The organism is Winogradskya consettensis, from assembly GCF_018332715.1.
Taxonomy (GTDB): Bacteria; Actinomycetota; Actinomycetes; order Mycobacteriales; family Micromonosporaceae; genus Actinoplanes; species Actinoplanes consettensis.
The window spans coordinates 298,459-322,158 of the sequence record NZ_BOQP01000003.1; the positions used below are offsets into that span (position 1 = coordinate 298,459).

Annotated in this window: 29 protein-coding genes; all 29 read left to right on the forward strand. The window is 66.2% G+C overall.

Annotated features, from left to right (window positions below):
- Window positions 1-202 precede the first annotated feature (202 nt).
- The 29 genes from rpoB to rplO all read left to right on the forward strand — a co-directional run bounded on the left by rpoB (window position 203) and on the right by rplO (window position 23,465).
- Window positions 203-3,643 (forward strand): DNA-directed RNA polymerase subunit beta, encoded by a 3,441-nt coding sequence (gene rpoB, locus Aco04nite_RS03320; RefSeq protein WP_203836412.1) that lies wholly within the window; start codon window positions 203-205, stop codon window positions 3,641-3,643.
- Between the two features lie 92 nt (window positions 3,644-3,735).
- On the forward strand, window positions 3,736-7,626 hold the full coding sequence (locus Aco04nite_RS03325) for a DNA-directed RNA polymerase subunit beta' (RefSeq protein ID WP_212995685.1): 3,891 nt from the start codon (window positions 3,736-3,738) through the stop codon (window positions 7,624-7,626).
- A gap of 140 nt (window positions 7,627-7,766) precedes the next feature.
- On the forward strand, window positions 7,767-8,081 hold the full coding sequence (locus tag Aco04nite_RS03330; protein ID WP_212995759.1) for a hypothetical protein: 315 nt from the start codon (window positions 7,767-7,769) through the stop codon (window positions 8,079-8,081).
- Between the two features lie 91 nt (window positions 8,082-8,172).
- Window positions 8,173-8,646, forward strand: a complete 474-nt coding sequence (locus tag Aco04nite_RS03335) for a hypothetical protein (protein WP_244875713.1) — start codon at window positions 8,173-8,175, stop codon at window positions 8,644-8,646.
- Between the two features lie 430 nt (window positions 8,647-9,076).
- Complete coding sequence (rpsL, locus tag Aco04nite_RS03340; RefSeq protein ID WP_014440718.1) at window positions 9,077-9,451, forward strand: 30S ribosomal protein S12; 375 nt, start codon at window positions 9,077-9,079, stop codon at window positions 9,449-9,451.
- Between the two features lies 1 nt (window position 9,452).
- Window positions 9,453-9,923: a 30S ribosomal protein S7 gene (gene rpsG, locus Aco04nite_RS03345; protein ID WP_203836410.1), complete on the forward strand. Its 471-nt coding sequence runs from the start codon at window positions 9,453-9,455 to the stop codon at window positions 9,921-9,923.
- Window positions 9,924-10,032: 109 nt separating this feature from the next.
- Complete coding sequence (gene fusA / locus Aco04nite_RS03350; RefSeq protein WP_212995686.1) at window positions 10,033-12,129, forward strand: elongation factor G; 2,097 nt, start codon at window positions 10,033-10,035, stop codon at window positions 12,127-12,129.
- 119 nt (window positions 12,130-12,248) lie between these two features.
- Entirely contained in the window at window positions 12,249-13,442 is a 1,194-nt protein-coding gene (tuf, locus tag Aco04nite_RS03355) for an elongation factor Tu (protein ID WP_203836409.1), read from the forward strand.
- A 376-nt stretch (window positions 13,443-13,818) separates the two neighbouring features.
- Window positions 13,819-14,127 (forward strand): 30S ribosomal protein S10, encoded by a 309-nt coding sequence (gene rpsJ, locus Aco04nite_RS03360; RefSeq protein WP_097322778.1) that lies wholly within the window; start codon window positions 13,819-13,821, stop codon window positions 14,125-14,127.
- 10 nt (window positions 14,128-14,137) lie between these two features.
- Window positions 14,138-14,791, forward strand: coding sequence for a 50S ribosomal protein L3 (gene rplC / locus Aco04nite_RS03365; RefSeq protein WP_203836408.1), 654 nt, complete (start codon window positions 14,138-14,140; stop codon window positions 14,789-14,791).
- Window positions 14,788-15,438: a 50S ribosomal protein L4 gene (rplD, locus tag Aco04nite_RS03370; RefSeq protein WP_203836407.1), complete on the forward strand. Its 651-nt coding sequence runs from the start codon at window positions 14,788-14,790 to the stop codon at window positions 15,436-15,438. The genes rplC and rplD overlap by 4 nt, the downstream gene beginning before the upstream one ends.
- The gene (rplW, locus tag Aco04nite_RS03375; protein WP_203836406.1) at window positions 15,435-15,737 is read left to right on the forward strand and encodes a 50S ribosomal protein L23; all 303 of its coding nucleotides are present in this window, start codon (window positions 15,435-15,437) and stop codon (window positions 15,735-15,737) included. The genes rplD and rplW overlap by 4 nt, the downstream gene beginning before the upstream one ends.
- 14 nt (window positions 15,738-15,751) lie before the next feature.
- A complete protein-coding gene (gene rplB, locus Aco04nite_RS03380; RefSeq protein WP_203836405.1) occupies window positions 15,752-16,591 on the forward strand; it encodes a 50S ribosomal protein L2 in 840 nt (279 codons plus the stop codon).
- Window positions 16,592-16,605: 14 nt separating this feature from the next.
- Window positions 16,606-16,887, forward strand: a complete 282-nt coding sequence (rpsS, locus tag Aco04nite_RS03385) for a 30S ribosomal protein S19 (protein ID WP_014440726.1) — start codon at window positions 16,606-16,608, stop codon at window positions 16,885-16,887.
- Window positions 16,888-16,918: 31 nt separating this feature from the next.
- The gene (gene rplV, locus Aco04nite_RS03390; RefSeq protein WP_203836404.1) at window positions 16,919-17,395 is read left to right on the forward strand and encodes a 50S ribosomal protein L22; all 477 of its coding nucleotides are present in this window, start codon (window positions 16,919-16,921) and stop codon (window positions 17,393-17,395) included.
- Complete coding sequence (gene rpsC / locus Aco04nite_RS03395; RefSeq protein ID WP_203836403.1) at window positions 17,395-18,237, forward strand: 30S ribosomal protein S3; 843 nt, start codon at window positions 17,395-17,397, stop codon at window positions 18,235-18,237. The genes rplV and rpsC overlap by 1 nt, the downstream gene beginning before the upstream one ends.
- Before the next feature lie 3 nt (window positions 18,238-18,240).
- Window positions 18,241-18,666 (forward strand): 50S ribosomal protein L16, encoded by a 426-nt coding sequence (rplP, locus tag Aco04nite_RS03400; protein ID WP_015618999.1) that lies wholly within the window; start codon window positions 18,241-18,243, stop codon window positions 18,664-18,666.
- On the forward strand, window positions 18,666-18,899 hold the full coding sequence (rpmC, locus tag Aco04nite_RS03405) for a 50S ribosomal protein L29 (RefSeq protein WP_203836402.1): 234 nt from the start codon (window positions 18,666-18,668) through the stop codon (window positions 18,897-18,899). The genes rplP and rpmC overlap by 1 nt, the downstream gene beginning before the upstream one ends.
- On the forward strand, window positions 18,896-19,186 hold the full coding sequence (rpsQ, locus tag Aco04nite_RS03410) for a 30S ribosomal protein S17 (RefSeq protein WP_212995687.1): 291 nt from the start codon (window positions 18,896-18,898) through the stop codon (window positions 19,184-19,186). Before rpmC ends, rpsQ begins: the two co-directional genes overlap by 4 nt.
- 96 nt (window positions 19,187-19,282) lie before the next feature.
- Window positions 19,283-19,651 carry a 50S ribosomal protein L14 gene (gene rplN / locus Aco04nite_RS03415; protein ID WP_203836400.1) on the forward strand — a complete coding sequence of 123 codons (369 nt, stop codon included), beginning with the start codon at window positions 19,283-19,285 and terminating at the stop codon, window positions 19,649-19,651.
- On the forward strand, window positions 19,648-19,968 hold the full coding sequence (gene rplX / locus Aco04nite_RS03420; protein ID WP_203836497.1) for a 50S ribosomal protein L24: 321 nt from the start codon (window positions 19,648-19,650) through the stop codon (window positions 19,966-19,968). The genes rplN and rplX overlap by 4 nt, the downstream gene beginning before the upstream one ends.
- Window positions 19,968-20,537: a 50S ribosomal protein L5 gene (gene rplE, locus Aco04nite_RS03425; RefSeq protein WP_203836399.1), complete on the forward strand. Its 570-nt coding sequence runs from the start codon at window positions 19,968-19,970 to the stop codon at window positions 20,535-20,537. The genes rplX and rplE overlap by 1 nt, the downstream gene beginning before the upstream one ends.
- Before the next feature lie 2 nt (window positions 20,538-20,539).
- Window positions 20,540-20,725, forward strand: a complete 186-nt coding sequence (locus Aco04nite_RS03430) for a type Z 30S ribosomal protein S14 (protein WP_023358191.1) — start codon at window positions 20,540-20,542, stop codon at window positions 20,723-20,725.
- A gap of 125 nt (window positions 20,726-20,850) precedes the next feature.
- On the forward strand, window positions 20,851-21,258 hold the full coding sequence (rpsH, locus tag Aco04nite_RS03435; protein ID WP_203836398.1) for a 30S ribosomal protein S8: 408 nt from the start codon (window positions 20,851-20,853) through the stop codon (window positions 21,256-21,258).
- 13 nt (window positions 21,259-21,271) lie between these two features.
- A complete protein-coding gene (rplF, locus tag Aco04nite_RS03440) occupies window positions 21,272-21,814 on the forward strand; it encodes a 50S ribosomal protein L6 (protein WP_203836397.1) in 543 nt (180 codons plus the stop codon).
- Entirely contained in the window at window positions 21,811-22,206 is a 396-nt protein-coding gene (gene rplR, locus Aco04nite_RS03445) for a 50S ribosomal protein L18 (RefSeq protein ID WP_438874766.1), read from the forward strand. Before rplF ends, rplR begins: the two co-directional genes overlap by 4 nt.
- Window positions 22,207-22,219: 13 nt before the next feature.
- Window positions 22,220-22,840: a 30S ribosomal protein S5 gene (gene rpsE / locus Aco04nite_RS03450; protein WP_203836396.1), complete on the forward strand. Its 621-nt coding sequence runs from the start codon at window positions 22,220-22,222 to the stop codon at window positions 22,838-22,840.
- A complete protein-coding gene (gene rpmD / locus Aco04nite_RS03455) occupies window positions 22,840-23,022 on the forward strand; it encodes a 50S ribosomal protein L30 (protein ID WP_203776584.1) in 183 nt (60 codons plus the stop codon). The genes rpsE and rpmD overlap by 1 nt, the downstream gene beginning before the upstream one ends.
- Entirely contained in the window at window positions 23,022-23,465 is a 444-nt protein-coding gene (rplO, locus tag Aco04nite_RS03460; RefSeq protein WP_203836395.1) for a 50S ribosomal protein L15, read from the forward strand. Before rpmD ends, rplO begins: the two co-directional genes overlap by 1 nt.
- Window positions 23,466-23,700 lie beyond the last annotated feature (235 nt).

The following is a 23,700-nucleotide window of genomic DNA, read 5'->3' on the forward strand; positions in this document are numbered from 1 at the left end:
GCACCCTCAGGTGTGGGCTGGACAGCGGTTAGCCGAGCGGCTACACTGCTAGTTTGCGCTGCCTTCTGCCTTGAGCCCTGCAGGGACATCCATCAGGATGATTTCCTGGGGGTCCATTGGAGTGCCCAGGGCAGTAGACAGCGCAGCAGTTGCATCAGCAGCTCAGCCGCATCAGCAGCACCGGTCCTCGGAAGGACGCATCTTGGCAGCTTCCCGCCCTGCGAAGACCAGCCGTACGTCGAGCGCTTACGCTCCCCGCCGTATCTCGTTCGGCCGGATCCAAGAGCAGCTTGAGGTCCCCAACCTCCTTGCCCTCCAGACGGACTCGTTCGACTGGTTGGTGGGTAACGAGGCTTGGCAGACCCGCACGACGGACGATCCGCACGCCCACTCGGGCCTCGCAGAGATCCTTGAGGAGATCAGTCCCATTGAGGACTTCTCCGGCACCATGTCACTGTCCTTCTCCGCTCCGCGCTTCGACGAGGTCAAGGCCTCGATCGAGGAGTGCAAGGAGAAGGACCTGACCTACTGCGCACCGCTGTTCGTGACCGCGGAGTTCACCAACAACACCACTGGCGAGATCAAGAGCCAGACCGTGTTCATGGGTGACTTCCCGATGATGACCCCCAAGGGGACGTTCGTCATCAACGGCACCGAGCGCGTCGTGGTGAGTCAGCTCGTCCGTTCGCCGGGCGTGTACTTCACCAAGGAGCCGGACAAGACCTCCGACCGTGACCTTTCCAGCGTCAAGGTCATTCCGAGCCGGGGCGCCTGGCTCGAGTTCGACATCGACAAGCGCGACACCGTCGGTGTCCGCATCGACCGCAAGCGCCGGCAGGCAGTCACCGTCCTGCTCAAGGCGATCGGCTGGTCCGCGGACCAGATCCGGGAGCGGTTCGGCTGGTCCGAGCTGCTCATGACGACGCTCGAGAAGGACCACATCGGCGGGCAGGACGAGGCCCTGCTCGACATCTACCGCAAGCTCCGTCCCGGCGAGCCCCCGACCCGGGAGAACGCGCAGACCCTGCTCGACAACCTCTTCTTCAACCCGAAGAGGTACGACGTCGCCAAGGTCGGCCGTTACAAGTTCAACAAGAAGCTGGACATCGACGTACCGATCGTCCGCGGCACGCTCACCGAAGAAGACATCGTCAAGACCGTGGACTACCTCTGCCGGCTGCACGCCGGTGAGGAAGGCTACGAGGCCGACGACATCGACCACTTCGGCAACCGTCGCCTGCGTACCGTCGGCGAGCTGATCCAGAACCAGGTTCGCGTCGGCCTCTCCCGCATGGAGCGGGTTGTCCGCGAGCGCATGACGACGCAGGACGTCGAGGCGATCACGCCGCAGACCCTGATCAACATCCGCCCCGTGGTGGCTGCGATCAAGGAGTTCTTCGGCACGTCGCAGCTGTCGCAGTTCATGGACCAGACCAACCCGCTGGCGGGCCTGACCCACCGGCGCCGGCTGAGCGCGCTCGGCCCGGGTGGTCTGTCCCGTGAGCGGGCCGGCTTCGAGGTCCGTGACGTGCACCCGTCCCACTATGGCCGGATGTGCCCGATCGAGACGCCGGAAGGCCCGAACATCGGCCTGATCGGTGCTCTCTCGACGTTCGCGCGGGTCAACCCGTTCGGTTTCGTCGAGACCCCGTACCGCAAGGTGGACAACGGCGTGGTCACCGACCAGGTCGACTACCTCACCGCGGACGAGGAAGACCGGTACATCAAGGCGCAGGCGAACGCCACGCTCGCCGCGGACAACACGTTCGCACAGGATCGCGTCCTGGTCCGCCGTAAGGGCGGTGAGGTCGACTACGTGCCCGGCACGGACGTCGACTACATGGACGTCTCGCCGCGGCAGATGACCTCGGTCGCGACGGCGATGATCCCGTTCCTCGAGCACGACGACGCCAACCGCGCCCTCATGGGTGCGAACATGCAGCGTCAGGCGGTGCCGCTGGTCAAGGCCGAGGCGCCGCTGGTCGGCACCGGCATGGAATACCGTGCCGCGGTCGACGCCGGCGACGTGGTCGTGGCCGAGGTCGGCGGTGTGGTCGAGGACCTCTGCGCCGACTACGTGACGGTCCACCAGGACGACGGCCACCGCCGTACGTACCTGCTGCACAAGTTCCGTCGCAGCAACGCCGGCTCCTGTGTCAACCAGAAGCCCGTCGTCTTCGAAGGCGACCGGGTCGAGGCAGGCCAGGTCGTAGCCGACGGTCCGTGCACCGACGAGGGGGAGATGGCCCTCGGCCGCAACCTGCTCGTCGCGTTCATGTGCTGGGAAGGCCACAACTACGAGGACGCGATCATTCTGTCGCAGCGCCTCGTGCAGCAGGACGTGCTCACCTCGATCCACATCGAGGAGCACGAGGTCGACGCGCGCGACACCAAGCTCGGCCCGGAAGAGATCACCCGCGACATCCCCAACGTCAGCGAGGAAATGCTCGCTGACCTGGACGAGCGCGGCATCATCCGGATCGGTGCCGAGGTTGTGCCCGGCGACATCCTGGTCGGCAAGGTCACGCCCAAGGGCGAGACCGAGCTCACCCCCGAGGAGCGCCTGCTCCGCGCGATCTTCGGTGAGAAGGCGCGTGAGGTCCGGGACACCTCGCTGAAGGTTCCGCACGGCGAGACCGGCACGGTCATCGGCGTCCGGACCTTCTCCCGCGAGGACGGCGACGAGCTGCCCCCGGGCGTGAACGAGCTCGTTCGCGTCTACGTGGCACAGAAGCGCAAGATCCAGGACGGCGACAAGCTCGCCGGCCGGCACGGCAACAAGGGTGTCATCTCGAAGATCCTGCCGATCGAGGACATGCCGTTCCTTGAGGACGGCACCCCGGTCGACATCGTGCTGAACCCGCTGGGTGTGCCCTCGCGTATGAACATCGGCCAGGTTCTGGAGACCCACCTCGGGTGGATCGCCAAGACCGGCTGGGAGGTCGAGGGCGACGACTCCGAGTGGAAGCGTCAGCTGCGGGCCATCGAGGCGCACGAGTCCCCCAAGGACTCGAACGTCGCGACCCCGGTCTTCGACGGCGCGCAGGAAGAGGAGATCAAGGGTCTCCTCGAGTCGACTCTCGTCAACCGTGACGGGAAGCGGCTGGTCAACGGTGACGGCAAGGCGCAGCTCTTCGACGGTCGTTCCGGCGAGCCGCTGCCCGACCCGATCTCCGTCGGCTACGTCTACATCCTGAAGCTGAACCACCTGGTCGACGACAAGATCCACGCTCGTTCGACCGGCCCCTACTCCATGATCACGCAGCAGCCGCTGGGTGGTAAGGCGCAGTTCGGTGGCCAGCGGTTCGGCGAGATGGAGTGCTGGGCGATGCAGGCCTACGGTGCGGCTTACGCACTGCAGGAGCTGCTGACCATCAAGTCCGACGACGTTCTCGGCCGCGTGAAGGTCTACGAGGCAATCGTCAAGGGCGAGAACATCCCGGAGCCGGGCATCCCCGAGTCCTTCAAGGTGCTGCTCAAGGAGCTGCAGTCGCTGTGCCTGAACGTTGAGGTGCTTTCCAGCGACGGCGTGGCCCTGGAGATGCGCGAGACGGACGACGAGGTCTTCCGGGCCGCGGAGGAACTCGGCATCGACCTGTCGCGGCGCCCGAACGAGGGCGTCAGCAGCGTCGAAGAGATCTGACGGAGAGCGTCCCCGGTGAGCTTCGACTCGCCGGGGACGCCCCCCGCCGGCCTGGAATTCATCCGAGCAAGGAAACACGAGGGATAGACCAAGTGCTGGACGTCAACTTCTTCGACGAGTTGCGCATCGGCCTGGCCACCGCTGACGACATCCGCCAGTGGTCGCACGGCGAGGTCAAGAAGCCCGAGACGATCAACTACCGCACCCTGAAGCCTGAGAAGGACGGACTCTTCTGCGAGAAGATCTTCGGCCCTCAGCGCGACTGGGAGTGCTACTGCGGAAAATACAAGCGGGTCCGGTTCAAGGGCATCATCTGTGAGCGCTGCGGCGTCGAGGTGACCCGGTCCAAGGTCCGTCGTGAGCGCATGGGCCACATCGAGCTCGCCGCGTCGGTCACGCACATCTGGTACTTCAAGGGTGTGCCGAGCCGCCTGGGCTACCTGCTCGACCTGGCGCCCAAGGATCTCGAGAAGATCATTTACTTCGCCTCGTACGTGATCACGAGCGTTGACGCCGAGGCGCGTCACCGCGACATGTCCACCATCGAGAACGAGATCTTCGCCGAGAAGCGCCAGTCCGAGAACAGCCGCGACTCGGAGATCGAGAAGCGCGCCGCCAAGCTGGAGCAGGACCTGGCCGAGCTCGAGGCCGAGGGTGCCAAGGCTGACGTGCGCCGCAAGGTCAAGGAAGCTGGCGAGCGCGAGATGCGCCAGATCCGTGACAAGGCGCAGCGCGAGATCGACCGCCTCGACGAGGTGCTCGACACCTTCCGCAAGCTCGACTCGAAGCAGCTGGTCACCGACGAGCTGCTCTACCGCGAGCTGCGGGACCGCTTCGGTGAGTACTTCACCGGTGGCATGGGTGCCGAGGCCATCAAGGCGCTGCTCCAGAACATGGACCTGGTCGCCGAGGCCGAGAACCTGCGCGAGATCATCCGCACGGGCAAGGGCCAGCGCAAGATCCGCGCGCTCAAGCGCCTGAAGGTTGTCGCGGCGTTCCTGAACACGCGCAACTCGCCCCTGGGCATGGTCCTGGACTGCGTCCCGGTCATCCCGCCGGACCTGCGCCCGATGGTGCAGCTCGACGGTGGCCGGTTCGCGACGAGCGACCTGAACGACCTGTACCGCCGGGTCATCAACCGCAACAACCGCCTCAAGCGCCTGATCGACCTGGGCGCCCCTGAGATCATCGTGAACAACGAGAAGCGGATGCTGCAGGAGGCCGTCGACGCACTGTTCGACAACGGCCGCCGTGGCCGGCCGGTCACCGGCCCGGGTAACCGCCCGCTCAAGTCGCTGTCCGACATGCTCAAGGGCAAGCAGGGCCGGTTCCGTCAGAACCTGCTCGGCAAGCGCGTCGACTACTCCGGCCGTTCGGTCATCGTCGTCGGCCCGCGGCTCAAGCTGCACCAGTGCGGTCTGCCCAAGCAGATGGCGCTGGAGCTCTTCAAGCCGTTCGTGATGAAGCGCCTGGTGGACCTGAACCACGCGCAGAACATCAAGTCGGCCAAGCGGATGGTCGAGCGTCAGCGCCCCGTCGTGTGGGACGTCCTCGAAGAGGTCATCAGCGAGCACCCCGTGCTGCTGAACCGCGCGCCGACCCTGCACCGTCTCGGCATCCAGGCCTTCGAACCGCAGCTGGTCGAGGGCAAGGCGATCCAGATCCACCCGCTCGTCTGTACGGCGTTCAACGCCGACTTCGACGGTGACCAGATGGCGGTCCACGTGCCGCTGTCCGCCGAGGCCCAGGCCGAGGCGCGGATCCTGATGCTCTCGTCGAACAACATCCTCAAGCCGGCCGACGGCAAGCCGGTCACCATGCCCACCCAGGACATGGTCATCGGCCTCTACTACCTGACGCACCTCACCAAGGGTGCGAAGGGTGAGGGCCGGGTCTTCAGCTCGGACGCCGAGGCTCGGATGGCGTTCGACAACGGCGAGCTGCACCTGCAGGCCAAGGTGAAGATCCGCCTGCAGGAGATCATCGGTGTCGACAACGGCGCCAAGGACGCGAAGTGGGAGCAGCCGGAGGACTGGACCTCGGGCGAGAAGCTGCTCGTCGAGACCACCCTGGGACGGGTGATCTTCAACGAGACGCTGCCCCCGGGCTACCGCTACGTGAACTACGAGATCCGCAAGGGTCAGCTCTCCGCGATCGTCAACGACCTCGCCGAGCGTTTCCCGAAGGTCGCCCTCGCGGCGACCCTGGACGCGCTCAAGGAGGCCGGTTTCCACTGGGCCACCTGGTCCGGTGTGACGATCGGTATGGGCGACGTCATCGGCCCCCCGCGCAAGCCTGAGATCATCGCGCGGTACCAGGCCGAGGCCGACCGGATCGACAAGCAGTACCAGCGTGGCCTGATGACCGCCGAGGAACGTCGCGGCGAGCTCATCGACATCTGGACCAACGCGACGAAGGACATCTCGAAGGAGATGGAGATCGCGCTGCCGCAGGAGAACCCGCTCTGGGTCATGATCAACTCCGGCGCTCGCGGTAACCTCCTCCAGCTCCGTCAGATTGCCGCGATCCGTGGTCTGGTGGCCAACCCCAAGGGCGAGATCATCCCGCGCCCGATCACCTCGTCCTACCGCGAGGGCCTGACCGTCCTGGAGTACTTCATCTCCACGCACGGTGCCCGTAAGGGTCTGGCCGACACCGCGCTGCGTACCGCCGACTCGGGTTACCTGACCCGTCGTCTGGTGGACGTCTCGCAGGACGTGATCATCCGCGAGGAGGACTGCGGCACCGACCGCGCGATCCCGATGCAGGTCGCCGATCGCGAGCCGGACGGCACGCTCCTGGTGCACGTGCACGCCGAGACCGGGGTGCACGCCCGCACGCTGGCCGACGACATCGACGACGCCCAGGGCAACCGGGTGGTGTCGCGGGGCGACGACCTCAACTCGATCATGGTGGACGCGCTCGTCGCGGCCGGCGTCGAGACGGTCCGGGTGCGCAGCGTCCTGACCTGTGAGTCGAAGCTCGGCGTCTGCGCGGCCTGCTACGGCCGTTCGCTGCCGACCGGCAAGTCGGTCGACATCGGCGAGGCCGTCGGCATCATCGCCGCCCAGTCCATCGGTGAGCCGGGAACGCAGCTGACGATGCGTACCTTCCACACCGGTGGTGTCGCGGGTGAGGACATCACCCAGGGTCTGCCCCGTGTGCAGGAGATCTTCGAGGCCCGCGTGCCGAAGGGTAAGGCGCCCATCGCCGACACCCCCGGTCGCGTGCGCATCGAGGACGGCGAGCGTTCGCGGAAGATCGTCGTGATCCCGGACGACGGCAGCGAGGAGATCGTGTACGACAAGATCTCCAAGCGCGTCAAGCTGCGCATCCCCGACGGCGGGCACGTGGCCGTCGGCGAGAAGCTGACCGAGGGCACGATCGACCCCCACGAGCTCCTGCGCATCATGGGCCCGCGCGCGGTTCAGGTTCACCTGACCGCCGAGGTCCAGCAGGTCTACCGCTCGCAGGGTGTGCTGATCCACGACAAGCACATCGAGATCATCATCCGCCAGATGCTCAAGCGGGTGACGGTGATCGACTCGGGTGCCGCGGAGTTCCTCCCCGGCGTGCTGGTCGACCGGGCGCTCTTCGAGTCGGAGAACCGCCGGATCGTCGGCGAGGGTGGCGAGCCCGCCGCCGGTCGTCCGGTGCTCATGGGTATCACCAAGGCCTCGCTGGCGACCGACTCCTGGCTCTCGGCGGCCTCCTTCCAGGAGACCACCCGGGTGCTCACCGACGCTGCGATCAACTCGCGCAGCGACTCGCTGGTGGGCCTCAAGGAGAACGTCATCATCGGCAAGCTCATCCCGGCCGGTACGGGCATCAGCAAGTACCGCAACATCCGGGTCGAGCCGACCGAGGAGGCGAAGGCCAAGGTGTACTCGATGACCGGGTACCCCGAGACCGACTACGGCTTCGGGCCGGCCAGCGGACAGGCTGTTCCGCTGGACGACTTCGACTTCGGGTCGTACCGCTGATCTCCTGCTGTTGATCTGAGTTGTCACGCCCAGGGCGTCCGCGCATCGCGCGGGCGCCCTTCGGCATTCCTGGCGCTCCGCGTGACTCCTAGAATGGAGCGGTGACGCTCCCTGTCTCCGCCGCACCCACCCGCCATCCGATGGACCCGGAGCCGGTGCCCGCCACCAAGGCGCGGGCCGTCTTCGCCCTCGGGCTGGTGGCACTGCTCACCGGCCCGTTCATCGGGGGCGTGATCCCGGCCACGATTGCCCTGATGCTTGCCCGGCAGGTCTCCCGCGAGCATTACGCGTCGGGCGGCTATCTGCTCGGGGCCAGGTGGGTGCGCCGCGGCCGCGCGCTGGCCTGGGCCGGCATAGTCCTGGCGCTGACCGCATTGGTGGTCGCCGTCATCGCCGGTCTGCTGCATTTCGCCGGGAGTTCGGGCGGCCAGGACTTCGCCCCCGGCACCGACTGAGCCCGTCCGGCGTCCCTCGGGCTGCGCTGTGCCACGTTCGGGTGACATGCTCGTCATGCACGTATGGGAACGCGGTCGAGAGGGACAGCTGGTGACGCAACAGCCAGGTTCATGGCCCGGGCAGCCGGGACAGCCGGCGGTGATGGCGCCCAAGGCGGGAGAGGCGTGGACCCCGGAGCGGGTCGAGCCCGTGCCCGGCACCGAGTTCGGCCTGGTGCAGCTCAGGGTGCCGCCGATCACCTCCGGGCTCGCCGTCGGCGCGCTCGCGGCGGGGATCGCAGCGATCCTGGTCTCCACCCTGGTGCTCTGCTTCGGCCTGGCCGGGTCGTCGCAGGGATGGGGTGCCCTGGTGGCCGGTGCATTCGCTCTGCTCAGTGCCATAGCCGGTGGGGGAGCGATCACGGTGGGTCTGGCGGCACGGCGTCAGATCAACCGCTCAGGTCAATCCGGCCGGGTGCGCTTCACAGGCGGCGGTGTGGCGCTCGCGGGCATCTGGTGCGGTGGTGCGGGAGCGGGAATTGCGGTCTTGACTCTGCTGTTGGTAGTGGTGTTGCAGTCGTCCTGAGGCCGCCCTGTCGAGGTCATCATGGGGCCGGCTGCGTGAAACCCGGCACCGCGGCGTTGTCGTCCTGGAAGACCCGGTACACTTGCTAAGCGGAGATGTCCATCGTCAAGCTGGTTGGTCTGAGCTGCTCATGTTCGAGCCTCTCGTTTTGACCTGCGTGCTAATGGTGGGTACTCTTTCCCCTTGCGCCCGGGCTCGCCCGGGCAACTCGTGCGTGCGCCCGAGTCTGTAGAACGACGGGGCGATGAGCACGACGGGCTGAGCCCGACAATGACAGAACTCGTTACGCGCAACCGCGTGTGGCGGGACCGTGAGCCGGACGACACGCCCGACCGCGGGTGCGGGCCGACCCCCAGGGTCGGTGCGCACACCAGGCAAAACGAAGACGTTGCGGCCGCTGAAGGGCGGCCGAAGGGAGCGGAGAAACCCGGTGCCCACGATCCAGCAGCTGGTCCGAAAGGGCCGACAGGCGAAGACGAGTAAGACCAAGACGCCGGCGCTGAAGGGAAGTCCTCAGCGGCGCGGCGTGTGCACGCGCGTGTACACCACCACCCCCAAGAAGCCGAACTCTGCGCTGCGCAAGGTCGCTCGTGTGAAGCTCAGCAGCCAGATCGAGGTGACGGCGTACATCCCGGGCGTCGGCCACAACCTGCAGGAGCACTCGATCGTGCTCGTGCGTGGCGGTCGAGTGAAGGACCTCCCGGGCGTCCGCTACAAGATCGTCCGTGGTTCGCTGGACACCCAGGGTGTCCGCAACCGCAAGCAGGCCCGCAGCCGTTACGGCGCGAAGAAGGAGAAGAGCTGATATGCCTCGTAAAGGCCCCGCTCCGCGCCACCCGTTGGTTGCGGACCCGGTTTACAACTCCCCGCTTGTCACCCAGCTGGTGAACAAGATCCTGGTTGGCGGTAAGCGTCAGCTCGCCGAGCGCATCGTCTACGGTGCCCTCGAAGGTGCCCGGGAGAAGAGCGGCACCGACCCCGTGGTGACGCTCAAGCGCGCCATGGACAACGTCAAGCCGACCCTCGAGGTCCGCAGCCGCCGCGTCGGTGGCGCGACCTACCAGGTGCCGGTCGAGGTGCGCACCCCGCGCCAGACCACCCTGGGCCTGCGCTGGTTGGTGCAGTACTCCAAGGCCCGTCGCGAGAAGACCATGATCGAGCGGCTGCAGAACGAGCTGCTCGACGCGAGCAACGGTCTCGGCGCCGCTGTCAAGCGTCGCGAGGACACCCACAAGATGGCGGAGTCCAACAAGGCCTTCGCGCACTACCGCTGGTAGGACCCTGTTACCGGTCCGGCAACCGCCGGGCCGGGACACCGGTCGATCCGGCTCCCCGCGGCATCCCGCGGGAACAAAGTCGATACGACGACGAAGAGTAGGGATTGCAGTGGCTGCCGCAGACGCGCTCGCCAAGGTACGCAACATCGGCATCATGGCGCACATCGACGCTGGTAAGACCACGACGACCGAGCGCATCCTGTTCTACACCGGCATCACGTACAAGATCGGTGAAGTCCACGAGGGCGCGGCCGTCATGGACTGGATGGAACAGGAACAGGAACGCGGCATCACGATCACCTCCGCCGCCACGAAGTGCGAGTGGAAGGGCTACACGATTCAGATCATCGACACGCCCGGCCACGTCGACTTCACGGTCGAGGTCGAGCGGTCGCTGCGTGTGCTCGACGGCGCCGTCGCGGTGTACGACGGTGTTGCCGGCGTGGAGCCGCAGACCGAGAACGTCTGGCGCCAGGCGGACAAGTACCACGTCCCGCGTATGTGTTTCGTCAACAAGCTCGACCGCACCGGTGCGGACTTCTTCCGCTGCGTGCAGATGATGATCGACCGGCTCAACGCCACCCCCCTGGTGCTGCAGATCCCGATCGGCCTCGAGGGCGACCACATCGGTGTCGTCGACCTGATCGGTATGCGCGCGCTGACCTGGCGTGGCGAGACCGCCAAGGGTGACGACTACGCGATCGAGGAGATCCCCGCGGATCTGCTCGACTCGGCCACCGAGTGGCGCGAGAAGCTCATCGAGACGCTCGCTGACGTCGATGACGCCGTGATGGTGAAGTACCTCGACGGCGAGAGCCTGACCGAGGTGGAGATCAAGGACGCCATCCGGCGCGCCACGATCGCCAGCAAGGCCAACCCGGTGCTGTGCGGCTCGGCGTTCAAGAACAAGGGCGTTCAGCCCATGCTCGACGCCGTGGTCGACTTCCTCCCGTCGCCGCTGGACGTCCCGGCCATCGAGGGCACCGCGCCGGACGGCGAGACGCCGATGCTGCGTAAGCCCTCCAACAGCGAGCCCTTCTCCGGCCTGGCCTTCAAGATCCAGACGGACAAGCACCTCGGCAAGCTGACGTACGTCCGGGTCTACTCCGGCACGCTCGATTCCGGTTCCCAGGTGGTCAACTCCACCAAGGACCGCAAGGAGCGGATCGGCAAGATCTACCAGATGCACGCCAACAAGCGCGAAGAGCGTCCGACGGCGCAGGCCGGCGACATCATCGCCGTGCAGGGTCTCAAGCAGACCACCACCGGTGACACGCTGAGCGACCCGGCCAACCCGGTGATCCTCGAGTCGATGACGTTCCCGGAGCCGGTCATCCAGGTCGCCATCGAGCCGAAGACCAAGTCGGACCAGGAGAAGCTGGGCACCGCGATCCAGCGCCTGGCCGAAGAGGACCCGACCTTCCGCGTCTTCAACGACGAGGAGACCGGTCAGACGGTCATCGCCGGCATGGGCGAGCTCCACCTGGACATCCTGGTGGACCGCATGCGCCGCGAGTTCAACGTCGAGGCCAACATCGGTAAGCCCCAGGTGGCGTATCGCGAGACGATCCGCGGCACCGTGGAGAAGCTCACCTACGTCCACAAGAAGCAGACCGGTGGCTCCGGCCAGTACGCGAAGGTCGTCGTCACGGTCGAGCCCCTGCCGCTCGAGGCGGACGGCCCGACCTACGAGTTCGTCAATGCGGTCTCCGGTGGTCGCATCCCGAAGGAGTACATCCCTTCGGTCGACGCCGGTGCGCAGGACTCGCTGCAGTACGGCGTACTCGCGGGCTACCCGCTGGTCGGTGTCAAGCTGACACTGGTCGACGGTCAGTTCCACGAGGTCGACTCGTCGGAAATGGCGTTCAAGATCGCCGGCTCCATCGTGATGAAGGAAGCGGCCCGCAAGGCCGACCCCGTTCTTCTCGAGCCGATGATGGCCGTCGAGGTCACCACGCCCGAGGACAACATGGGCGATGTCATCGGCGACGTGAACTCCCGCCGTGGCATCATCCAGTCGATGGAAGAGCGCTCCGGCGCCCGCGTCATCAAGGCCCTGGTGCCGTTGTCGGAGATGTTCGGCTACGTCGGCGACCTCCGGTCGAAGACGCAGGGCCGGGCGAGTTACAGCATGCAGTTCGACTCCTACGCCGAAGTTCCTCAGAGCGTGGCGAAGGAGATCATCGCGAAGGCCACTGGCGCCTGATGCGTTGAGGCGCGTGCGGTCCGTCGAGGGCCGCACGCGCACGAGCAGTCGACAGAGTCCCCAGCGCCTTATCGGGCGTGCCGGGAGCGAAGAAAACCACAGTCCACAGGAGGACACCAGTGGCGAAGGCGAAGTTCGAGCGGACTAAGCCGCACGTCAACATCGGCACCATTGGTCACATCGACCACGGTAAGACGACGCTGACTGCGGCCATCACGAAGGTCCTGCACGACGAGTACCCGGACCTGAACCCCTACACCCCCTTCGACGAGATCGACAAGGCGCCGGAGGAGAAGGCCCGGGGTATCACGATCTCGATCGCGCACGTCGAGTACCAGACCGCGTCGCGTCACTACGCGCACGTGGACTGCCCCGGCCACGCGGACTACATCAAGAACATGATCACCGGTGCCGCGCAGATGGACGGCGCGATCCTGGTGGTCGCGGCGACCGACGGCCCGATGCCGCAGACCAAGGAGCACGTGCTCCTGGCCCGCCAGGTCGGCGTTCCGTACATCGTCGTGGCGCTGAACAAGAGCGACATGGTCGACGACGAGGAGCTCCTCGAGCTCGTCGAGCTCGAGGTTCGCGAGCTGCTCAGCACGTACGAGTTCCCGGGCGACGACCTGCCGGTCGTGCGCGTCTCGGCGCTGAAGGCGCTCGAGGGCGACGCCGAGTGGAGCGCCAAGCTCCTGGAGCTCATGAACGCGGTCGACACCGCGATCCCGCAGCCCGAGCGTGACGTCGAGAAGCCGTTCCTCATGCCCATCGAGGACGTCTTCACGATCACCGGTCGTGGAACGGTCGTCACCGGCCGGGCCGAGCGCGGCATCCTCAAGCCGAACGAGGAGGTCGAGATCGTGGGTATCCGCGAGAAGTCGACCAAGACCGTTTGCACCGGCATCGAGATGTTCCGCAAGCTGCTCGACGAGGCCCGCGCGGGTGAGAACGTCGGCCTCCTGCTGCGTGGTATCAAGCGCGAGGACGTCGAGCGCGGCATGGTCGTCGTGAAGCCGGGGTCCAGCACCCCGCACACGGAGTTCGAGGGCCAGGTCTACATCCTCTCGAAGGAAGAGGGCGGCCGGCACACCCCGTTCTTCCAGAACTACCGCCCGCAGTTCTACTTCCGCACCACGGACGTCACCGGCGTCGTCACGCTGCCCGAGGGCACCGAGATGGTCATGCCGGGCGACTCCACCAGCATGTCGGTCAAGCTGATCCAGCCGATCGCCATGGAGCAGGGCCTGAAGTTCGCGATCCGTGAGGGTGGCCGCACCGTCGGCGCCGGAACGGTCACGAAGATCAACGTCTGAGTTAACAGTGACCCCGATTAGCGTTGCCGCGTTCGATACGGCATACTAGTCAGGTTGCGTCCGCGCAGGGTGGTTGGCTGCCTTTGCTATTTGCAGCCGACCACCCTCGCCCGGTGTCCGGCGTGTGTGTGAAAGCCGCCGGCCGCCCCGATCCCGACGGATGGGGCTGCTCTTCCGGTTAGCTCTGGTGGAGTTGCACCACGGGCACAACCGCGCCAGTTCACTGGGGCGGAAGCCTGTTTGCAGAGTTTTCTGCCACTAGGCGCGACACGCCCGACCGCGGGGGTCGGACAACGCAGGATCAAGCGTCCTGCGGGCATGCGAAAGCCACCGCTTTCGCACGTAGCGGCATCGAGAGAAGGAAACAGAAGCCACCATGGCGGGACAGAAGATCCGCATCCGGCTCAAGGCCTATGACCACGAGGTCGTCGACTCCTCGGCACGCAAGATCGTCGAGACGGTCACGCGGACCGGTGCGTCGGTCGCAGGCCCGGTGCCGCTGCCCACGGAGATCAACCGTTTCTGCGTGATCCGTTCGCCGCACAAGTACAAGGACTCGCGCGAGCACTTCGAGATGCGCACGCACAAGCGGCTGATCGACATCATCGACCCGACTCCGAAGACGGTCGACTCGCTCATGCGCCTCGACCTGCCGGCTGGCGTCGACATCGAGATCAAGCTGTAGGGACCGGACAATGGACAGGCAAGTTAAGGGGATCCTGGGCGCCAAGCTCGGCATGACCCAGGTCTGGGACAACAACAAGGTTGTCCCGGTGACCGTGGTGCAGGCCGGCCCTTGTGTCGTGACCCAGGTCCGCACCCAGGAGGCCGACGGCTACACCGCGGTTCAGCTGGCCTTCGGCCAGATCGACCCGCGCAAGGTCAACAAGCCCGAGAGCGGTCACTACGCGAAGGCGGGTGTGTCGCCGCGGCGCCACCTCGTGGAGCTGCGCACCACCGACGCGAGCGAGTACGAGCTCGGCCAGGAAATCAACGTCGACACGTTCGCCGTAGGCGCGCCGATCGACGTCACCGGCAAGACCAAGGGCAAGGGCTACGCCGGTGTCATCAAGCGGCACGGCTTCCACGGTCTGAAGGCCAGCCACGGTGTCGAGCGTAAGCACCGTCACCCGGGCTCCATCGGCGCCTGCGCCACCCCCGGTCGCGTCTTCAAGGGCGTCCGGATGGCCGGCCGGATGGGTGGCAACCGCTTCACCGTGCAGAACCTCACGGTGCAGGCAGTCGACATCGAGAAGAACCTGCTGCTCGTCAAGGGTGCCATTCCTGGTCCCAAGGGCGCGCTGATCCTGGTCCGTACGGCGGCGAAGAAGGGCGGTGTCAAGAAGTGAGCTCCGTTGACGTGATCAACGCCGAGGGCACCAAGGCCGGCTCGGTCGACCTGCCCGGCGACATCTTCGACGTGCAGGCGAACATCCCGCTGATGCACCAGGTCGTCGTGGCGCAGCTGGCCGCGGCCCGTCAGGGTACGGCGAAGGCCAAGACCCGCGGCGAGGTCGCCGGTGGCGGCAAGAAGCCGTACAAGCAGAAGGGCACCGGCCGCGCCCGTCAGGGCTCGATCCGCGCTCCTCAGTTCACCGGTGGTGGCGTCGTGCACGGCCCCGTGCCGCGCGACTACTCCCAGCGGACCCCCAAGAAGATGAAGGCCGCTGCCCTGCGTGGCGCCCTCTCCGACCGGGCCCGCGATGGTCACATCCACGTGGTCGAGGGCTTCGTCACCGGCGAGAAGCCGTCCACGAAGGCTGCGATCGCGACGCTGCGCAAGGCGACCGAGTCCACCAAGGTGCTCGTGGTGCTGAGCAGCCTGGACGCGGTGAACTGGATCTCGCTCCGCAACGAGCCGTCGGTCCACCTCATCGAGTCCGGCCAGCTCAACACGTACGACGTGCTGGTGGCTGACGCGGTTGTCTTCACGAAGGACGCCCTGGACGAGTTCCTGGGCGTACCGGCCGAAGCTTCCGAGGAGGGGGACAAGTGAGCACGATCGCCGACCCGCGCGACATCATCGTCGCGCCCGTGGTCTCCGAGAAGAGCTACAGCGTTCTCGACCAGAACTGGTACACGTTCGAGGTCCACCCGGACGCCAACAAGACCGAGATCAAGATCGCGATCCAGCAGATCTTCGATGTCCGCGTGCTGACGGTGAACACGATCAACCGCCAGGGCAAGCGCAAGCGCACCAAGACCGGCTTCGGTCAGCGCAAGGCGATCAAGCGCGCACTGGTGAAGCTGGCTGACGGTGACCGTATCGAGGCCTTCGGCGGCCCGGTCAGCTAAGGGGTTTGTAGATCATGGCTATCCGTAAGTACAAGCCGACCACGCCGGGCCGTCGCGGCTCGAGCGTCGCCGACTTCGCTGAGATCACCCGGTCGACGCCGGAGAAGTCTCTGCTGGTGCCGCTGCCCAAAAAGGGTGGCCGCAACGTCCACGGCCGCATCACCACGCGGCACCAGGGCGGCGGTCACAAGCGTCAGTACCGGCTGATCGACTTCAAGCGCGCCGACAAAGACGGCGTGCCGGCCAAGGTCGCTCACATCGAGTACGACCCGAACCGCACCGCCCGCATCGCACTGCTCCACTACGCCGACGGCTCGAAGCGTTACATCGTCGCGCCGAAGGACCTGAAGCAGGGCGACCGCGTCGAAGCCGGCGTGGGCGCGGACATCAAGCCGGGGAACAACCTTCCCCTGCGCAACATCCCGGTCGGTACGACGATCCACAACGTGGAGCTTCGTCCCGGCGGTGGTGCCAAGCTGGCCCGTTCGGCCGGCGTCGGTATCCAGCTGCTCGGCCGTGAGGACGTCTACGCCACGCTGCGTATGCCGTCCGGCGAAATCCGTCGTGTCGACGTGCGCTGCCGCGCAACCGTCGGCGAGATCGGTAACGCCGACCAGTCGAACATCAACTGGGGTAAGGCCGGCCGCATGCGCTGGAAGGGCAAGCGCCCGTCCGTCCGTGGTGTCGCCATGAACCCTGTCGACCACCCGCACGGTGGTGGTGAGGGTAAGACCTCTGGTGGTCGCCACCCGGTCAACCCGGCTGGTAAGCCGGAGGGCCGTACCCGCCGCAAGGGCCAGGAGAGCGACCGCATGATCGTTCGCCGCCGCTACGCCACCCGCAAGCGCGGGTAACGGGAGTTTAAAAGATGCCTCGCAGCCTGAAGAAGGGCCCGTTCGTCGACGACCACCTCATCAAGAAGGTGGAAGTCCAGAACGAGAAGAATTCCAAGAACGTCATCAAGACCTGGTCGCGTCGCTCGACGATCATCCCCGACATGCTCGGGCACACGATCGCCGTGCACGACGGACGCAAGCACGTCCCGGTGTTCATCACCGAGGCCATGGTCGGTCACAAGCTCGGCGAGTTCGCTCTGACCCGTACGTTCAAGGGTCACGAGAAGGACGACCGCAAGAGCCGTCGTCGCTAGTCAGTCCACGGATCAGAAAGGGGTTACAGCGATGCCAGTCAAGAGCGATGTTCCGGCGCTTCCAGGCGCTCGGGCAGTTGCGCGCCACGTGCGCCTCTCGCCGACCAAGGCGCGCCGTGTGATCAACCTCGTCCGCGGTCTGCCCGCGAAGGAGGCTCTCACGGTCCTGCAGTTCGCGCCGCAGGCTGCGAGTGAGCAGGTCTACAAGGTGCTCGCCAGCGCGATTGCGAACGCCGAGAACAACGAGCGGCTCGACCCGGACGCGCTCCTGGTCGCCCAGGCGTTCGTTGACGAAGGTCCCACGCTGAAGCGGTTCCGGCCGCGGGCGCAGGGCCGGGCGTACCGGATCCGCAAGCGCACCTGCCACATCACCATCGCGGTGGAGGCCGTCCAGGTCGCCACGCCGGCTCGCAAGGCCGCCGCGAAGAAGGCCGCGCCGGCCAAGACGGCGGCTCCCGCCGCCGAGGCCACGCCGGTCGAGTCCCAGAGCACGGAAGGTGCCGAGTAATGGGTCAGAAAGTTCACCCCACCGGATTCCGGCTCGGCATCTCCACCGACTGGAAGAGCCGCTGGTTCGCGGACAAGCTCTACAAGGACTACGTCGGCGAGGATGTCAAAATCCGCCGGATGATGTCCAAGGGTCTTGAGCGCGCCGGCATCTCCAAGGTGGACATCGAGCGCACCCGGGACCGGGTCCGCGTCGACATCCACACCGCCCGGCCGGGCATTGTCATCGGTCGTAAGGGCGCGGAGGCCGACCGCATCCGCGGCGAGCTCGAGAAGCTCACCGGCAAGCAGGTCCAGCTCAACATCCTCGAGGTGAAGAGCCCGGAGTCGGACGCACAGCTCGTCGCGCAGGGCGTCGCCGAGCAGCTGTCCAGCCGGGTCAGCTTCCGCCGGGCGATGCGCAAGGCCATGCAGTCCGCGATGAAGAACCCCGCCTGCAAGGGCATCCGGGTTCAGGTCTCCGGCCGCCTCGGTGGCGCGGAGATGAGCCGCACGGAGTTCTACCGTGAGGGTCGCGTTCCGCTGCACACCCTGCGCGCCGACATCGACTACGGCTTCTTCGAGGCCCGTACGACGTTCGGCCGCATCGGCGTGAAGGTCTGGATCTTCAAGGGCGACGCCGTACCGGGTCGCGAGGTTGCCCCCGAGGCGCCCGCGCGTCCCCGCCGTGACCGCGGCGACCGTCCCGAGCGTCCCCGTCGTGGTCGTTCCGGTTCGTCCGGCACCACCGCGGGTGGCACCGAGGCCGGCCGCGCCGCACAGGCTCAGGCCGCCGCGGCGACCACCGAGCCGAACGAGACCGCTGCAGCTCCGGCCGCGGCGGAAACGCAGCAGGAGGGCTGACATATGCTGATGCCGCGTAAGCCCCCGAAGGGCTTCCGGAAGCCGCACCACCCGGACCGCCACGGCGCGTCCAAGGGCGGCAACCGCGTGGTCTTCGGTGAATTCGGTATCCAGGCCCTCGAGCCTGCGTACGTGACCAACCGCCAGATCGAGTCGGCTCGTATCGCCATGACGCGTCACATCAAGCGTGGCGGTAAGGTCTGGATCTCGATCTTCCCGGACCAGGCGCTGACCAAGAAGCCTGCCGAAACCCGCATGGGTTCCGGTAAGGGTTCACCGGAGTGGTGGGTGGCGAACGTCAAGCCGGGACGCATTCTCTTCGAGATGTCGTTCCCGAACGAGACGATCGCGCGCGAGGCGATGCGCCGCGCGATCCACAAGCTCCCGATGAAGTGCCGCATCGTGACACGCGAAGTGGGTGAAAGCTGATGGCAGCGGGCGTGAAGCCGGCCGAGCTGCGCGAACTCTCCGAAGAGGAGCTTGTTTCGCGGCTGCGGGAGGCGAAGGCGGAGCTGTTCAATCTTCGCGTACAGGGTGCGACGGGTCAGCTCGACAATCACCGTCGGCTCCAGGTTGTCCGCAAGGACATCGCGAAGATCTATACGATCATGCGTGAGCGTGAGCTGGGGCTCTCAGCCGCGCCGAGTGAGGTGACAGCATGAGTGAAACCGCCCCGCAGGGGACGAATGCAGCTGCGCCGCGGACCCAGCGCAAGACGCGCGAGGGCCTCGTGGTCAGCGACAAGATGGACAAGACCATCGTTGTCGAGGTCGAGGACCGTGTTAAGCACGCCCTCTACGGCAAGGTCATCCGTCGTACGCGCAAGCTCAAGGTGCACGACGAGCAGAACGCGTGCGGCACCGGCGACCGGGTTCTGCTGATGGAGACCCGTCCGCTGTCAGCCACCAAGCGGTGGCGTGTCGTGGAGATCCTCGAAAAGGCCAAGTGAGTCCGGTGGGCCGGCGCAAGCCGGCCCACCCGACCATCGTTCCGCCAAGCTTCGGCAAGCACTTTCCCGGAGAACTGGCAGACATAGGAGACAGACGTGATCCAGCAGGAGTCGCGACTGCGTGTCGCCGACAACACGGGTGCGAGGGAAATCCTCTGCATCCGCGTATTGGGCGGCTCCGGTCGCCGTTACGCGGGCATCGGCGACGTCATCGTGGCCACGGTCAAGGACGCCATTCCGGGTGCGGGTGTCAAGAAGGGTGAAGTCGTCAAGGCTGTCATCGTTCGCACCGCCAAGGAGCGGCGCCGTCCCGACGGCTCGTACATCCGCTTCGACGAGAACGCCGCCGTCATCATCAAGGACGGCGGGGACCCCCGCGGTACGCGCATCTTCGGCCCGGTCGGCCGCGAGCTGCGCGACAAGCGGTTCATGAAGATCATCAGCCTGGCGCCGGAGGTGCTCTGACCGTGAAGATCAAGAAGGGCGACACGGTCGTCGTCATCGCCGGCAAGGACAAGGGCGCGAAGGGTAAGGTCATTGCGGCCTTCCCCCGTCGCGACAAGGTCCTTGTCGAGGGCGTCAACCGCATCAAGAAGCACGAGCGTATCCAGACGTCGCAGCGTGGTTCCAAGACCGGCGGCATCGTCACGCAGGAAGCCGCGATCCACATCTCGAATGTGCAGATCGTGGACTCCGAGGGCAAGCCGACCCGGGTCGGCTACCGCATCGACGACAGCGGCCAGAAGGTCCGGATCGCGCGTACGACCGGTAAGGACCTGTGATGACTGCCGCTACCGAGACAAAGACCCTGCCCCGGCTGAAGCAGAAGTACCGCAGTGAGGTCATTTCTGCGCTTCAGGAGCAGTACAAGTACGGCAACCCCATGCAGATTCCCGGCCTGGTCAAGGTCGTCGTGAACATGGGTGTGGGCGAGGCTGCCCGCGACGCCAAGCTGATCGACGGCGCCGTGAAAGACCTCACCACGATCACCGGCCAGAAGCCGCTGGTCCGTCGTGCGACCAAGTCGATCGCGCAGTTCAAGCTGCGCGAGGGCATGCCGATCGGCGCGAAGGTCACCCTTCGCAACGACCGGATGTGGGAGTTCATGGACCGGCTGCTGTCGATCGCGCTGCCGCGTATCCGTGACTTCCGCGGCCTCGACGGGCGCAAGCTCGACGGGCACGGCAACTACACGTTCGGTCTGACCGAGCAGTCGGTGTTCCACGAGATCGACCAGGACCGGATCGATCGGACCCGGGGCATGGACATCACTGTGGTGACCACCGCCAAGACCGACGAGGAGGGCCGGCAGCTGCTCAAGCTCCTGGGCTTCCCGTTCAAGGAGAACTGAGCATGGCTAAGAAGGCCCTGATCATCAAGGCGGCCGCGAAGCCGAAGTTCGCTGTGCGGGCCTACACCCGGTGCCAGAAGTGCGGTCGCCCGCACTCGGTCTACCGCAAATTCGGCCTCTGCCGGGTCTGCCTCCGGGACATGGCTCACCGCGGCGAGCTCCCCGGCGTGTCCAAGGCCTCTTGGTAACCCCCCGTCCAACCGCCCCGCCACCGCCCTCGGGCGGACCAAAGGCTGGATCTTAAGAAATACCGCTTCGCCGTAGGCCCAGGCGCAAGTCAGGGAACCCCGGCGAGAAAGGTTGACGAATACCCATGACGATGACGGACCCGATCGCAGACATGCTCACGCGTCTGCGAAACGCCAATCAGGCGTATCACGACAAGGTCACGATGCCCTTCTCGAAGATCAAGGCGAACATCGCCGAGGTCCTCAAGGCAGAGGGCTACATCGCGTCCTGGACGGCCGAAGAGCCTGAGGAAGGCGAAGTCGGCAAGCGCCTGGTCGTTGAACTCAAGTACGGCCAGAGCCGCGAGCGCAGCCTCGCCGGGATCAAGCGCGTGTCCAAGCCCGGTCTCCGGGTGTACGCCAAGTCCGACGAGCTCCCCCGGGTGCTCGGCGGCCTGGGCGTCGCGATCATCTCGACGTCCCAGGGCCTCCTGACCGACCGGCAGGCCCGCAAGCGGAGCGTTGGCGGGGAAGTCCTCGCCTTCGTCTGGTAACGGAGACTTAGACATGTCGCGAATTGGACGTAAGTCGATCCCGGTCCCGACCGGCGTCGACGTCACGATTTCGGGCCAGACCGTCAAGGTCAAGGGCCCCAAGGGCGAGCTCTCGCACGTCGTAGCCGAACCGATCACGGTCGAGAAGGCTGACAACGGCGAGCTGCACGTCAACCGCCCCAACGATGAGCGCAAGGCCAAGGAGCTGCACGGCCTGTCGCGTACCCTCGTGGCGAACATGATCGTCGGAGTGACCGAGGGTTACAAGAAGACCCTCGAGATCAACGGCACCGGTTACCGCGTGACCGCCAAGGGCAAGGACCTCGAGTTCGCCCTGGGCTTCTCGCACCCGGTCAACGTGGTCGCGCCGGCCGGTATCAGCTTCTCGGTCGAGCGGCCGACGCAGTTCACGGTCACCGGTATCGACAAGCAGCTCGTCGGCGAGGTCGCCGCGAACATCCGGAAGATCCGCCCGCCGGAGCCCTACAAGGGCAAGGGCGTCAAGTACCAGGGCGAGGTCATCCGCCGCAAGGCTGGAAAGGCAGGTAAGAAGTGACCGCCACGCTGCTCAAGCGCCGCAATGGCGGCGGTGTCGCCTCCAAGCGCGCCGTCGGCAAGGCGCGTCGGCACTTCCGGGTTCGGAAGAACGTCCGCGGCACTGCCGAGCGTCCGCGCCTGGTCGTCACCCGGTCCTCGCGGAACATCACCGCGCAGATCGTCGACGACCTCAAGGGCCACACGCTGGCCTCTGCCTCCACGCTCGACGCCTCCCTGCGGGGCACCGAGGGTGACAAGAGCGCGCTGTCCGGCAAGGTCGGCGCTCTGCTCGCCGAGCGGGCCAAGGCTGCGGGCGTGTCCAAGGTCGTCTTCGACCGTGGCGGCAACAAGTACGCGGGCCGCATCGCCGCACTTGCGGACGCTGCTCGCGAAGCCGGACTCGAGTTCTAGGAGGGAATGACCAATGCCTGGTCAGCAGCGCCGAGGCGGCGGGTCCGGCGGTAACAACGAAGGTGGCCGCCGCGACAACCGCCGTGAGGGCGGTCGCGGTAACGCGCCCGTCGAGAAGACCCCGCATCTCGAGCGGGTCGTCGCGATCAACCGTGTCGCGAAGGTCGTCAAGGGTGGTCGTCGCTTCAGCTTCACCGCCCTCGTGATCGTCGGCGATGGCGACGGCACCGTCGGCATCGGCTACGGAAAGGCCAAGGAGGTGCCCGCGGCTATCGCCAAGGGCGTCGAGGAGGCCAAGAAGCACTTCTTCAAGGTGCCGCGGATCGGTGCGACCATTCCGCACCCGATCACGGGCGAGGCCGCCGCGGGCGTCGTGCTCCTCAAGCCGGCGTCGGCTGGTACCGGTGTTATCGCCGGTGGCCCCGTGCGCGCCGTGCTGGAGTGTGCCGGCATCCACGACATCCTCTCGAAGAGCCTCGGCTCCTCGAACCCGATCAACATCGTGCACGCGACCGTCGCGGCCCTCAAGGGCCTCGAGTCGCCGGAGCAGGTCGCGGCTCGCCGTGGTCTCCCCGTCGAGGACGTCGCGCCCGCTGCCATGCTGGCGGCGCGTGCGGAAGCGGCGGTGCACTGATGGCACGCTTGAAGGTCACCCAGCTTAGGTCCGGCATCGGCCGTAAGCAGAACCAGCGGGACTCCCTGCGGTCGCTCGGGCTGAAGCGGATCAACGATGTGGTGGTCAAGGAAGACCGCCCCGAGATTCGGGGCATGATCTTCGCCGTGAGCCACCTCGTCAGTGTCGAGGAGGTCGAATAATGGCGATCAAGGTTCACCACCTTCGCCCGGCGCCCGGTGCCAAGACCGCGAAGACCCGTGTGGGTCGCGGTGAAGGCTCCAAGGGAAAGACCGCTGGTCGAGGCACCAAGGGCACCAAGGCGCGTTACCAGGTTCCGGCCCGGTTCGAGGGTGGGCAGATGCCTATCCACATGCGCCTGCCGAAGCTCAAGGGCTTCAAGAACAAGAACAAGGTCGTCTTCCAGGTCGTCAACCTGGACCGGCTTGCCGAGCTGTTCCCGAACGGCGGCGAGGTCGGTCCGCTCGAGCTCGCCGACGCCGGCGCGGTCCGTCGTGGCCAGCTGGTGAAGGTTCTGGGCTCGGGCGAGCTGGGTGGCGTGGCGCTGCAGATCTCTGCGCACGCGTTCAGCGAGTCGGCCAAGGAGAAGATCGCCGCAGCCGGTGGTTCCGCCACCGAACTGTGATTTCTGCCGGGGGTGCTGGCCCGGGTATCAAGCGCGATACCCGGCCGGCATCCCCGTTGTGGCGTTTGACCTGCTATTTCACTCCGGCGGGCGGCAAAGTTCCAGCAATTGCGGCATAGCTCTTCGTCCCCGGGTGTTACACAAGCGGCGACCGTGCCTAACGACAGGCACGTCAGGCTGTTAAAGTCCGTTCCCAGCTAGGGATATCGGTCGTCCGGACCGATGCCTACCCCCA